This is a genomic window from Pseudomonas sp. YH-1, from assembly GCF_051990045.1.
GTDB lineage: Bacteria > Pseudomonadota > Gammaproteobacteria > Pseudomonadales > Pseudomonadaceae > Pseudomonas > Pseudomonas nicosulfuronedens.
Map to the genome: position 1 here is coordinate 3,932,921 of NZ_CP178184.1, position 12,526 is coordinate 3,945,446.

General features: G+C 65.1%; 10 protein-coding genes. 6 read left to right on the forward strand and 4 right to left on the reverse strand.

Features of this window, described 5'->3' with window-relative positions; all coding sequences use genetic code 11:
• Positions 1 to 102 precede the first annotated feature (102 nt).
• Positions 103 to 843 carry a helix-turn-helix domain-containing protein gene (locus tag ACKI1H_RS18205; protein WP_425049022.1) on the forward strand — a complete coding sequence of 247 codons (741 nt, stop codon included), beginning with the start codon at positions 103 to 105 and terminating at the stop codon, positions 841 to 843.
• 219 nt (positions 844 to 1,062) lie between these two features.
• Positions 1,063 to 2,535 carry an aldehyde dehydrogenase family protein gene (locus ACKI1H_RS18210; protein ID WP_440465841.1) on the forward strand — a complete coding sequence of 491 codons (1,473 nt, stop codon included), beginning with the start codon at positions 1,063 to 1,065 and terminating at the stop codon, positions 2,533 to 2,535.
• Between the two features lie 212 nt (positions 2,536 to 2,747).
• Here ACKI1H_RS18210 and ACKI1H_RS18215 read toward each other — a convergent pair whose 3' ends face one another.
• Entirely contained in the window at positions 2,748 to 3,662 is a 915-nt protein-coding gene (locus tag ACKI1H_RS18215) for a LysR family transcriptional regulator (protein WP_138523113.1), read from the reverse strand.
• 106 nt (positions 3,663 to 3,768) lie between these two features.
• On the opposite strand from ACKI1H_RS18215, the gene ACKI1H_RS18220 reads away from it, so the two are divergent.
• The 3 genes from ACKI1H_RS18220 to ACKI1H_RS18230 all read left to right on the forward strand — a co-directional run bounded on the left by ACKI1H_RS18220 (position 3,769) and on the right by ACKI1H_RS18230 (position 8,168).
• Positions 3,769 to 5,493, forward strand: coding sequence for an amidohydrolase (locus ACKI1H_RS18220; protein WP_138523115.1), 1,725 nt, complete (start codon positions 3,769 to 3,771; stop codon positions 5,491 to 5,493).
• Positions 5,494 to 5,586: 93 nt separating this feature from the next.
• A complete protein-coding gene (locus ACKI1H_RS18225; protein ID WP_138523117.1) occupies positions 5,587 to 6,666 on the forward strand; it encodes a C45 family autoproteolytic acyltransferase/hydolase in 1,080 nt (359 codons plus the stop codon).
• A gap of 167 nt (positions 6,667 to 6,833) precedes the next feature.
• Complete coding sequence (locus ACKI1H_RS18230; RefSeq protein ID WP_440465842.1) at positions 6,834 to 8,168, forward strand: MFS transporter; 1,335 nt, start codon at positions 6,834 to 6,836, stop codon at positions 8,166 to 8,168.
• On the opposite strand, the gene ACKI1H_RS18235 is transcribed toward ACKI1H_RS18230, so the two are convergent.
• The 3 genes from ACKI1H_RS18235 to ACKI1H_RS18245 all read right to left on the reverse strand — a co-directional run bounded on the left by ACKI1H_RS18235 (position 8,165) and on the right by ACKI1H_RS18245 (position 11,587).
• Positions 8,165 to 9,049 carry a DMT family transporter gene (locus tag ACKI1H_RS18235; protein ID WP_138523121.1) on the reverse strand — a complete coding sequence of 295 codons (885 nt, stop codon included), beginning with the start codon at positions 9,047 to 9,049 and terminating at the stop codon, positions 8,165 to 8,167. The two genes, ACKI1H_RS18230 and ACKI1H_RS18235, sit on opposite strands and share 4 nt — an antisense overlap.
• Positions 9,050 to 9,384: 335 nt before the next feature.
• Complete coding sequence (locus ACKI1H_RS18240; RefSeq protein WP_138523123.1) at positions 9,385 to 10,374, reverse strand: D-2-hydroxyacid dehydrogenase family protein; 990 nt, start codon at positions 10,372 to 10,374, stop codon at positions 9,385 to 9,387.
• A gap of 229 nt (positions 10,375 to 10,603) precedes the next feature.
• Positions 10,604 to 11,587, reverse strand: coding sequence for a GlxA family transcriptional regulator (locus ACKI1H_RS18245; RefSeq protein ID WP_440468886.1), 984 nt, complete (start codon positions 11,585 to 11,587; stop codon positions 10,604 to 10,606).
• Between the two features lie 108 nt (positions 11,588 to 11,695).
• Here ACKI1H_RS18245 and ACKI1H_RS18250 point away from each other — a divergent pair, with 108 nt between their 5' ends.
• A complete protein-coding gene (locus tag ACKI1H_RS18250) occupies positions 11,696 to 12,490 on the forward strand; it encodes an SDR family NAD(P)-dependent oxidoreductase (protein WP_138523125.1) in 795 nt (264 codons plus the stop codon).
• Positions 12,491 to 12,526: the final 36 nt, after the last annotated feature.

Here is a 12,526-nt window from a genome sequence, read left to right on the forward strand (position 1 = left end):
CGGCAGGGGAAAACAATGAGCGAAGAACAGGGCTGGAGTGCCACGCTCGAAGGCAGGACCTACCAGCCCGATCCGGCCAGCGCCGCTACTCACGCCGTGGTGATGCGTTATCACCAGGCCTGGCGCCGCCATGACATCGAAGCGCTGATGGCGCTGTTCGACCCGCAGGTGGAGTACAACGACTTCTTCCAGGGGCGTCGGATCGCGCCGAACGAACTGCGTGAATACCTGCAGACCAGCATGCCGGCGGCGGGCGATGAATCGCAGGTCTACACCGACCGTCTGCGGGTGGACGGCGACACGGCTTTCCTGCAGTACCAGGTGACCCTGCGCGGCACGCAAGGTCTGGTGTCCTTCCGCACCACCGAGGCCTATACCGTGCGGGATGGCCGGATCATTCGGGTCAACGAGCACGCGGCGCTGGTCGGTCAGCCGCAGAAACCCGCCGGCGAACCGCAGCCACGCATGGCCGACAGCCGCCTGGGGCTTTCTGCGCGGCAGTTGAGCCAGTTGGGCGGCGACATCCAGCAGTATTTCCAGCAGAGCCGGCCGTTTCTCAACCCGGACCTGGACATGCCCCAGGTCGCGGCGGCCACCGGCTACACGCGCAACCAGATTTCCTACTTTCTCAACCAGGTGCTGGGCCTGAGTTTCTACCAGTACCTGAACCAGCTGCGCCTGCGCCACCTGCTCGGTCAGTTGGGCGACGCCACCAGCGTCACGCGTATCGACGAACTGGCGCGGGCGGCGGGATTCCGCTCGCTGTCCACTTTCTACCGCTGCTTCCGCGAAGAGACGGGGTTGTCGCCCAAGGCCTACCTGGAGCAGAAGGCGACTTCGTGATCGGATCGCTTTGTAGGATGGCGTGGAGCAAAGCGGTATCCATCAATCGCTGGCGACCCTGACGATGGGTATCGCAAGCTCCACCCATCCTACGAGAGCCATGTCCCCGCATGGCCCGCTCCGCGCGTGCCCGCATGCACGGCAGCTGCGTTATCAATCCCGCGCCCATTTCCCTATGCTCGGTCCACAAATAGTCCAACCCGTTCAGGAGACCTTCGCATGCGCGACCAGCTCTATATCGATGGCCAGTGGCAGGCACCCGCGAAAGGCGGCCGCTTTGAGGTGTACGAACCTTCCAGCGAAACGGTGCTGACCGAAGTCGCCGCCGCCACCGGCGAGGATGTGGATCGCGCCGTGCAGTCTGCGCGCCGGGCCTTCGACGAGGGTGAGTGGGGTCGTAGTACCGGGAAGGAACGCGCTGGCTACCTGCGTGCCATCGCCGACAACCTGCGTGGCCGCCGCGAGGACCTGGCCCGTCTGGAAGTGCAGGACAACGGCAAGCCGCTGCCAGAGGCGCAGTGGGATATCGACGACGCCATCGGCTGCTTCGATTACTACGCCGAGCTGGCCGAAGGGCTGAATGACGACGGTGAAGTGGTCGCGCTGCCCGACGAGCGTTTTGCCTGCCGCGTGCTGCGCGAGCCGGTCGGCGTAGCGGGGCAGATCATTCCGTGGAACTACCCGCTGCTGATGGCTTCGTGGAAGGTCGCTCCGGCGCTGGCTGCCGGATGCACTGCCGTGCTCAAGCCTTCCGAACTGACGCCGCTGACCTCCCTGGAGCTGGCCGCCGCGGCCGATGCCGCGGGCCTGCCCAAGGGCGTGCTCAACGTGGTGACCGGTCTGGGCCGCGACGCCGGTTCGCCGCTCTCGGCGCATCCGGGCGTGGACAAGCTGGCCTTCACCGGCAGCGTGCCGACCGGGCGCGCGATCATGCAGGCGGCGGCCCAGGACATCAAGAACGTCAGCCTGGAGCTGGGCGGCAAGTCGGCGTTCATCGTCTTCGATGATGCGGATGTCGAAGCGGCCGTGGAGTGGATTCTCTTCGGTATCTTCTGGAACCAGGGCCAGGTATGCAGCGCCACTTCGCGTCTGCTGGTGCAGGATGGGCTGCACGACCGGTTGATCGAGCGGCTGGTGGAAGAAACCCGCCGTATCACTATCGGCAACGGCCTGGAACCGGGTGTGCTGCTCGGCCCGTTGGTCAGCGCCGGTCAGCATGCCAAGGTGCTGCAGGCCATCGAGGCCGGCGTGCGCGATGGCGCGAAACTGGTGACCGGCGGTAAGCGCCCGGCGCATCGGGACAAGGGTTGGTTCGTCGAGCCGACGGTGTTCATCGACGCGCCGCTGGAGAGTGCTGTGTGGCGCGAGGAAATCTTCGGCCCGGTGCTCGCCGTACGCCGTTTCAAGGACGAAGCCGAGGCGCTGCGCCTGGCGAACGACAGCCAGTTCGGCCTGGCGGCGGCGGTGATGTCCGCCGACCCCGCACGCTGCCAACGCGTGAGCCGGGGCCTGCGTGCCGGCATCGTCTGGGTCAACTGCTCGCAGCCGACCTTCACCCAGGCGCCCTGGGGTGGCTACAAGCAGAGCGGCATCGGCCGCGAGCTGGGTGTGTGGGGCCTGGACAACTACCTGGAGACCAAACAGGTCACCGAGTACCTCAGCGACCAGCCTTGGGGGTGGTACATCAAGTAGGTCGATGCGCGGCGCGGTGAATGTTGCACGTGGCGCCTCGGAACATCGATGGCCATTGTTCGCGAGCAAGCTCGCTCCTACGAAAAGCAGCTACGTACATGCCTGTAGGAGCGAGCTTGCTCGCGAACCCGCCCAGCGCCGGCTTTGTTGGGAGGGCACAGAACGCCCTGGGTGCTCAGGTATGCCATTACACCAGCTGGCGCGAACGTAGATCAGATCAACCCCTTCCCCTGCAGATGCTCGCGCAGGTACTCGATGAACACCCGCACCTTGCGCGTACTGCGCCGGTGCGGCAGGTAGAGCACATGCACCCAGGGCCCGAAGGCGCTCTGGTCGCGCCAGCAATCGGGTAGCTGCTCCACCAGCTCGCCGCTTTCCAGGTAGGGCAGCGCGCTCCATTGCGGCAGGAACTGCAGCCCTTGTCCGTCCAGCAGGCAGGAGAGCAGGAAATCGTAGTTGTCGCTGGCGATGCGCGGCACCGGCTGGCGGATGCGCAGGCGTTCGCCGTCCTTCTGCACCCACCAGAAATTTCGGTTCAGCAGTGGGTGGCGGAAGATCAGCCAGTCGTGCTGCTCGTAGTTCTCCAATGTCACCTCCAGACCCTTTTCAGCGAGGTACCTGGGGCTGGCGCAGAGCATCAGACGGTTCTCGATCAGTGGCTGGGCGATCACGTCCGGCAGGTCGATGGGGCCGTCGCGCAGAGCGATGTCGTAGCCGCCTTCCACCAGGTCGACGAACTCGTCCAACAGGTCCACCTCCAGGCGCACCTGCGGGTGCTCGCGCAGGAAGCGGCAACACACCGCGTTGAAAAAGGCCGGGGCGAAGGAGGGTGGCGAGACGATGCGCAGGCTGCCGCGCAGCTCGGTCTGCAACTGCTCGACCTCTTCGCTGGCGCGCTGCAGTTGCATCAGCGCCGAGCGCGCACCTTCCAGGTAGATGTGCCCGGCCTCGGTCAGTGCCATGCGTCGCGTGGTGCGCTCGAACAGGCGCTGGCCCAGGTCGGCCTCCAGTTGCGCCACGCCTTTGGTGATCGCCGAGGGTGTCTTGCCCAGCTGTTCGGCGGCGCGGCTGAAGCCGCCGTGGTCGGCGGTGGCGACGAACATGGTGAGGGCGGTCATCTTGTCCATGGATTGCTTCCTGACAGGAACAGAAGTTGTGCGGGAAGTCAGTGTTAAAGCCGCCGGGGCTTTTGCTTAACCTTCGTCACAGATCAACAATAACGAAGGCTCTGCGATGAAACTACTGATTCCGGCGCTGGTGTCGGCGGCTTGCGCTTTTTCCTCGATGGAAACTATGGCCGCCGTCGACCTCATCTTCCACGGCGGCAAGGTCTACACCGCCGAACCCGGCCAGGCGCTGCAGCAGGCGGTGGCGGTGGAGAACGGCCGTATCCTCGCCGTCGGCTCCGATGCGCAGGTCCTCAAGCTCCGGCAGCCGTCGACCCAGGTCATCGATCTGCAGGGTCAGGTGCTGATGCCCGGTTTCATCGATGCCCATACCCACCTGGTCAAGGGCGGCCTGCAGATGCTCCAGGCCAACCTGGACAACCAGGACCTGCCCCTGGCCGAGTTCGAGGGCAAGCTGCGCCAGTGGCGTGACGACGGCCGCGCGCGGCGTGGCCAGTTCCTCTATGTCGGTGGCGTGCCGACGGCGTACTGGGACGAACTCGGTGAATTGCAGCAGCGCTTCAACCAGGGAGAATGGGCAAAGCAGCCGATCCTCCTGGCCGGCGGTGACTATCACACCGGCTGGGCCAACCAGGCGCTGCTCGACCTCGCCGGGATCGACGTGGCCAAGGTCAAGTCGCTGAAGGGCGAAGAGCAGGCCACCATCGGCCACGACGCCGACGGCAAGCCCAACGGATTCCTGGTGGATGCCGGTCTGTACCCGGTGCAGGCGCTGCTGCCGTTGGCCAGCAACGACGAGCTGCTCAAGGCCCTGAAGGGCGCGCAGAGCTACTACCACGAGCTGGGCATCACCGCCTGGATGGAGCCCCTGGCGAACGAGAACCCCGGTGGTGACATCCACAACGACTCCGTTGGCGTGCTGCCGGCCTACAAGCTGCTGGCGGAGCAGGGCGGGCTGACGGCGCACGTCGCCGCGCTGCTGATGGCCGACTCCAAGGCCACACCGGCCGACCTCGACGAACTGGACAAGGTGCGCCAGCAATTCATTGATGTTCCCAACCTGACGCTGCCAGGCATCAAGGTATTCGCCGACGGCGTGGCCGAGATTCCGGCGCAGAGCGCGGCGATGATCGAGCCCTACAGCAATTCGAAGAAGTACGGCGAGTTGCTGATCGATCCCAAGCACTTCGGTGAGCTGGTCAGCGCCGCCGACGCCCGTGGCTGGCTGGTGCACATCCATGCCATTGGTGACCGCGCGGTGCGCGAGTCGCTCAACGGCATCGAGCAGGCGCGCAAGGATCGCCACAGCGGCATCCCGCATTCGATCACTCACCTGCAGATGGTCAATCCCAAGGACTTCCCGCGCTTCAAGGCGCTCGACGTGATTGCCGCCATGCAGCTGTACTGGGCGGCCGCCGACGAGAACAGCGTCGACCTGGTCAAGCCCTACGTCAGTGCCATGGCCTTCCTGCACATGTACCCGGCGCGCTCGCTGCTGAAGAACGGCGCGACCATTTCCGGCGCCAGCGACTGGCCGATTACCACGCCCGATCCGTGGAAGGCCATCTACCAGGCGATCCAGCGCGTCGGCCCGAAAGGGGTGCTCAACGCCGCTGAGGACATCGACCGGCAGACCATGTTCCAGGCCTACACCCTCAACGCCGCGCGCACTATTCGTCTGGAGGGCAGCATCGGGTCGCTCAAGCCGGGCAAGCAGGCGGACCTGGTCCTGCTCGACCGCGACGTGTTCACGGTCAAGCCCGAGGCGTTGCGCGATACCCGAGTGCTCAAGACCTGGTTTGCCGGCCGCGAAGTCTATAGTCGGCCATAGTTAAAAAGCGTGCGACAAACCCTGACCCTTCTTCATTCTACAAAGTGCGCTTTGCTTCAATTCATTCGTTCATGTAGTAACAGGAGCCTTGCCGTGATTCTTCACACCTTCACCACCGACATCCGCGACCCGCTGCAGCGTGGCCGGCAGATAGGTGAAACCTTCGCCGAGCAGATCCGCCAGACCGTGGCGCTGTACCTGGACTTCTTCCCGCGCGTCGGCGTGGAGATCGACAAGGCGCGCGCCATTGGCGAAGCGAGCCTGGCAGCGCTGGCCGACTGGTGCCCGGCCCTGGCGAAGGAGGTCGAAGGCCTGGCCCTGGGCGTCGGCCTGCCGCTTTGGCAACTGGCGGCGCTGAACGCCCGCACCGAGATTCTGGCGGTAATGCCCGAGCAACCGGTGGAAGGCGAATGCTCCACCTCCGTCTACGCCCCGGCGGGTGCTGCTGCACCGCGCAGTCTGCAGACCTGGGACTGGCACGACAGCCTGGTGCCCCACGGCCTGCTGCTGGGCTTCACCGGCAGTACCGGCCTGACTGCCAAACTGTTCACCGAGTTCGGGATGCTCGGCAAGATCGGCGTGAACAGCGCAGGGCTGGGGGTGCACTTCAACATCCTGCACCACGCCAGTGACGACGGCAGCGCCGGCGTGCCGGTGCACGCCATCGCCCGTCGGGTGCTGGAAGAAGCCAGCAGCGTCACCGAGGCCATCGACCTGGCGCGGTCGGCGCGGGTCAGCGCATCCACGGTGCTCACTGTGTTCACGCGCAACGACGTCCGCGCCCGCGCCGCCAGCATCGAGATGAGTCCGGCACACACCGCCGTGGTAGTACCGCGCGAAGATGGCTGGCTGCTGCACACCAACCACTTCCTCGACGGCGAGCTGAGCTGGGGCGAGCGCACGGCGGACGTGTCTACCACCTATGCGCGCCTGGAACACCTCAAGGCCGCCACCGCCGGCATGACTGGCAAGGCCCTGCGCGAGCGTGCCGACGCCTTCTGCGGCGCGGACGGCGACCAGGCGGTGGTTTGCTTCCACCCGGACATGTCCGAGCCGGATACCGAGCGCTGGGAAACCCTGCTGAGCATCGGTCTGGACACCACGAACTGCGCCCTGGAGTACGTCGCCGGTACGCCGAAGAAGCTGGCCGACGAAGGCTTCCTGCGTTTCTAGTTCGTAGGGCGCATAACGCGCCAGCGTTATCCGCCGCCGAGCTGTCGGCGGAGAACCCGTTCCGGGTTGTGTGTCCTACGCGTTATCGCATCTAAACCAACGCCCCGTGGCGGCCTGCCGGCCGCCGCGCGGATTTCGTGTTGCCAAAAAAACAAGAGTGAACCGCCATGATCGACCACACGCCCGCAGCTCCTGGCTCGCGCTCGGCCTTTCGCACCTTCTGCGTCTCCGGCATGGGTACCGCGCTGGAGTTCTACGATTTCGTCATCTACGGCTACGCCGCCGCACTGATCTTCCCGCAGCTGTTCTTCCCCGGCATGGATCGCCTGACCGCCGTGCTGGTTGCCTTTGCAGCCTTCGGCGCCGGCTTCTTTGCCCGTCCACTGGGCGGCGTGGTGTTCGGCCACCTGGGTGACCGCTACGGCCGGCAGAAGGCGCTGGTCGCCACCCTGGTGCTGATGGGGGCGAGCACCCTGCTGATCGGCTTCCTGCCAACCCACGCCAGCATTGGCGCGGCTGCGCCCGTCCTGCTGGTACTCCTGCGGCTGGTCCAGGGCTTCGCCGCCGGCGGGGAGTGGGGCGGGGCGGCGCTGTTCGGCATCGAGGTTGCACCCAAGGGTCGCCGCGGTCTGTGGGGTAGCTTCACGAGCATGGGCATCGGCATCGGTGGCATCTTCGGCTCGGCGGTGTTCGCCATTGTCAGCTTCGCCTTCGACGATGACCTGAGCGGCATCGCCTGGCGCATCCCGTTCTGGCTTGGCGGCCTGCTGGTGCTGATTGGCCTCTACGCGCGCCTGCAGAACACCGCACCGTCGCCCAAGGCCGCGCCGCAGGCCGAGGCGCGCATGCCGCTGATGGAGGCTTTCCGCCGCCGTCCGCGCGAGCTGCTGCTGTGCATCGGCATCGCTTTCGGCTACGTCACCATCGCCTACATCGGCAGCACCTTCTTCCTCGCCTACGCGACCGATATCGGCTATAGCAGCAGCCACGCCTTGCTGTTCGATTTTTCGTTGTCGGTGGCCATCGTGGCGTCCGCACCGTTCTTCGGCCACCTGTCGGATCGCTTTGGGCGCCGCGCGGTGATGATCTTCGGGGCGGCGATCATGGCGCTGGGGTTGTTCGCCTTCTTCCCGCTGATCGGTCTGCACAACCTGCCGTTGGCGTTGCTGGCGTACGTCGCCGTGGGCTTCTTCATGGGCGCGACCCAGGGGCCGATCCCGGCTTTCCTCGCTGAGCAGTTCCCGCGGGAAATGCGCTACTCGGGGATTTCCTTCAGCTACCAGATCGGCGCGGCACTGGGCGGCGGCACGGCGTCGAGCATCGCCACGGCCATCCTCATCGCCACGGGCCGCAACCCGTTCGGCGTGGCGCTCTACGGCGCGGCGGCGCTATTGCTGGTGGCAGTGTGTTCCTGGCTACTGCGTGAAACCTCGCGCCTGCCCATGGAAGTGATCGACCGCGACGACGCCGCAACTGGCATCGCCCAGGCCCAGGTCAGCTAAGTGATGGCGCGCGCCCTGGTGCCGGGCAGCAGCCCGAGCACCAGGGCACAACCGATCAGGATGATCAGCGCGCCCACGCCTTGCATCAGCGACAGGCTTTCGCCCAGCACTAGCGCACCCACCAGAACGGCGACGACGGTGACGACGAATTCCACGCTGATGGTTTTCGTCGCCCCGATGCGCGCGACGAGTTGGAAGTACACGACGTAGTTCACCGCACTGAGCACGCAGCCGCAGAGCAGCAGGAAGAGGAAGTCGACCGGTTGCGGCGTACCCGGAACCGGCACCCAGATCAGCAACGGAAGCGTCAGTAGCCCGCCGATGCCGAAGGCGCCGCAAGTGACTTCCCAGGGACCGGCGGTGCGTAGTCTGAGGCTCGCGTAGTTACTGCCGAAGGCCGCGCAAACCGCGCCGAACACCGAGGCTGCGCTGCCGAGGATGAATTCGTGGGTGACCGGTACCGCCGGGAATCCCACCAGCAGCACCATGCCGCAGAAGCCCAGGACCAGCCCGCCCAGGCCGCTCCAGGTGATGCGCTCCAGGCCCCAGAGACGGCCGATGAGCATGGAGAACAGCGGGATGCCGGCGACGAAGATCGCCGCCATGGCGGTGCCGATGCGTGGGGTGGCGTAGGTCATGCCGATCAACTGGCCGGCCACCGTCGTGGCACCGACCACGCACAGTGGTTTCCACAGTCCTTCGAAATTCAACCGGCGCCCGGACAGTTTCGCCACTGCGAACAGCGTGAAGCTGGCGATCAGCGCGCGGAAGCTCACCGCGCCCACCCAGCCGAACCCGGCAATGGCCTTGAGCAGGACGAGAAAGGACAGCCCCCAGCCGAGTGCGAGGAACAGGTAGGCGGCAAGGTCGCGCGGTTGCATACGACTCCGGTGGCGCAAGGCAGACGGGGACCACCGAAAAGCGGCGGCGAATGCCGCTATCTTGCCGGGCCGCCATGATCCTTGGGAAGGCGGCGCACCGACGTTTTTCTATCTGCCGACGGTGCATTTCGCCTGCCCGTACCTGCCTCTTTCCTCGGCGAGGTCGGATGCGCTGTCGTGCTGCCTGGTACTGCAGTGCGCCGGCGATCTTCAGGTTCGCTGGAGATTGGTATCCGGCTCATGTCGGGATCTGTGTCCGTTTCGAGTGCTGCGCAGGGCCTTGCCACTTTCCAGCTTGAGTGCGTGGCCCTGATGCGCCGAAGCGGCAGAGTCCGCTAGGGCCTTTGCGTCCGCCCAGCCGCCAGGGCTTGCGGATTCGCCATGTTCTTCGGTGCTCCGTCGAAGAACGCCACCACGTTGTCGAAGGCATCGCCGAAGTACAGCTCGTAGCCGTTCTTCTCCACGTACCCCAGGTGCGGGGTGCAGAGTGCGCGGGGATGATTCAGCAGGTCGTTGTCGGGGGCGAGCAGAGGTTCCTGCTCGAACACGTCCACGGCCGCGTAGCCAGGCCGGCCGGCGTCCAGGGCCTGCCGTAGCGCGCCGGGGGCAATTAGCTCGGCGCGGCTGATATTCACCAGCAGGGCGCTGGGCTTCATGCCAGCCAGGTCCGTGGAGGTGACCCCATGGCGAGTGCTGTCGGACAGGCGCAGGTTGAGGCTGAGGATATCCGCTTCGGCGAAGAAGGCTGCGCGCGAAGTGGCCGCCTGATGGCCGTCGGCGACGGCGGCGGCCCGGCTGTTGTCGCTGCCCCAGACCAGCACCGGCATGTCGAACGCCTGGGCGTAGCGCGCCAGACGCTGGCCGATCTTGCCGTAGCCCCAGATGCCCAGGGTCTGCCCGGCCAGCGCGTGGCCCAGGTTGACCTGCCATTGCCCGCTCCTGAACGCCTCGATGGCTGGAACGAGTTGCCGGCGTGCGGTGAGGATGAGCGCCCAGGCCAGTTCGGCGGGCGCCACGGGCGAGCCCCGACCCTCCGTCACCACGACGCCGCGTTCGGTGCAGGCGTCCAGGTCGAGGTGCCCCGAGACCTTGCCCGTCTGGCTGATCAGTTTGAGCCTGGGCAGTCTGTCGAGCAGCGCAGCGTCGATGCGGGTGCGCTCGCGGGTGAGCACCAGCGCGTCTGCATCGGCGAAGCGCGCAGCCAGTTCGTCCGGCGAGGCGGGCCCCAGGTCATGCAGCACGTGGACATCGTGCCCGGCCAGTCGGGTGTAGCAGTCCAGCGTCCGGATCACGTCCTGGTAGTCATCGGGAATGACGATGTTCATGGGGAATCCGCCTCTGCGCTTGTTTGGTTTAACGCAGGACGATATCCGATCTTCAGGAGGCTTTCGATCCATGACGTCGCGATGGCAATGGTCGTCTTACTGCGTTTGCCATCGACTATCCCCAACATGCTGTCGTGCAGCTTGAGGGCAGCCCAGGATTGCCTGAATTCCCATGCGAGCATGGAGTGCTGACTTAATTTTTGTGCCAATGCGGATTCATGGGAAGCAATCAGCTTGCTTGCCCATCAGTCAGTCCGGAATGAGCAGGCATTACCCTGCGAGCATCTCGGCGTACGGCTTGTGGCGGCACACCGAAGCCGCGCATGAAGACTTCTCGCATATGACGGCGATCTCGGAAACCTGTCTCCCTGGCCACTACATCGAGTGAGTGGCGGCTTTGCTCGATCATCAGCCGGGCGGCTTCCAGGCGCAGCCCTTCGATGGCCTTGGCCGGGGACTGCCCCGTCTCGGCGGTGAACACGCGGGTGAACTGGCGGGGGCTGAGGTGTGCGATATCGGCGAGTTCCTCGACGCCCAGCGGTTGCTTCAGGTGCTGTCGGGCATAGTTCAGGACGCTCTGGATACGATCGGATTTGGGGGCGAGGTCGAGCATTTCAGAGTGCTGCGATTGACCACCCGAGCGGTGCTGGTGCATCACCAACTTGTGCGCCACCGAGCGGGCGACCTCGGGCCCCAGATCCTTCTCCACCAGGCCGACGGCGAGGTCGAGGCCGGCGGTCATGCCGGCCGATGTCCAGAAGGGCCCATCGACGATGTAGATACGATCTTCCTCGACCGAGATATCTGGATGGCGACTCTGCAAGGCCTGGGCGTAGGCCCAATGAGTTGTTGCACGCCGCCCGGCGAGCAGCCCTGCTTCTGCGAGGATAAAGCCGCCAGTGCAGATACCGACGGTGCGGCGCGCTTGGCTACCGGCCTTGCGCACGAAGTCGAGAACCGTTGCTGCTGTCTCGCTCTCCAGCGGGTTGTTAACCCCGACCACCATCCAGGTGTCGGCCAGTCTTGGCGCTTGCAGGGGGCGGGTCTGCATCGTCAGGCCCAGCGAGGAACGAACCAGGCCTCCGGATGGCGAGAAGTGCTCGATGCTGTAGACCGGCTTGCCAACCACCAGATTGGCAAACTCGAAGACCGACTGGGTGGCCAGGGAGAGCACTTGGAACCCGTCCGTAAGCAGATAGCCGATGCGGTGCATGATGAGTTCTCGAATGTCCTTAATCACTACCTTATACGTCATTTGAGATATCGCCAAGCCGCTGCATTCTGATCTCCAGTTCCTCCCAACCGCCGCTGGAGAATCGACATGACTCACTCTCAACCTGGTACTGCACTGATCACCGGCGCCTCGTCCGGAATTGGCGCCATCTATGCTGAACGCCTGGCTCGTCGTGGCTATGACCTGATCCTGGTCGCCCGTAACCGTGGGCGTCTGAATGCGCTGGCCAAGCGCCTGAGCGATGAAACCGGACGTGCCATTGAAGTCGAGGTCGCCGATCTGGCCGACAGGGCCGATCTGGCCCGGGTCGAAGATCTGCTCCGCTCGGATGCCAGCATCTCTGTGCTGGTAAACAACGCCGGTGTCGGTGCAACCCGCCCCTTGCTGGAGTCGAATGTCGACAAGCTGGAGGACCTGCTCACGCTGAACGTGAATGTGCTGACGCGCCTGACCTATGCCGCCGTGCCCGGCTTCGTCGCTCGCGGTGGCGGCACGCTGATCAACATCGCTTCCATCGTCGCCATTGCACCGGAGGTGCTGAATGGTGTGTACGGTGGCTCCAAGGCATTCGTCCTCGCCTTCAGTCAATCGCTGCGCCATGAACTGGCGGACAAGAACGTCCGAGTACAGGTGGTACTGCCTGGTGCAACCGCCACCGACTTCTGGGGCCTGGCCGGCACACCGCTGGAACATCTGCCGGACGCTATCGTGATGAAGGCGGACGACATGGTGGATGCGGCGCTCGCCGGGCTCGACCAGGGCGAGTTCGTCACCATTCCGGCGCTACCGGAAATCAACGACTTGAATGACTATGAAACGGCGCGCCAGAAACTGATGCCCAACTTGTCGCGCAACGTGCCGGCAGCCAGATATCAGGTTTGAATCGGGCGAATACCGGGCCTGCCTGAGGGCAGGTCC